The 275-nt window shown below is 37.1% G+C and carries 1 pseudogene; it reads right to left on the reverse strand.

Annotation, left to right across the window (positions count from 1 at the left end):
• Positions 1-73 precede the first annotated feature (73 nt).
• A pseudogene (locus ACYQ2O_RS13190) lies at positions 74-275 on the reverse strand (hypothetical protein); the annotation flags it as partial.

A 275-nucleotide genomic window follows, 5' to 3' on the forward strand; every position in this document is an offset into this window, starting at 1 on the left:
TTGGCGGAAACTTTTCTCTAGAGATGGTAACTCTTCAATTTTAATATTAAAATGGCTCATTCTGTGTGTTTCATTACCCAAACATTTTCTTCAGTTGTCCCATTGGACTTGATGTGGAACTATAATTCGCTATTTCACCCATTTTAATCCCTATAGAAGGACGATGAATCTTTTTCAAAACAGCTCTAACAGCCCCTTTAAATTCAGGGACAATGGTTTGTTCAAATGCAGGTAGTTCCGCTCTCAAAGCTTCTAAAAGCGTTCCGTTTTTACGA

Source organism: Alkalibacterium sp. m-11 (assembly GCF_054658155.1).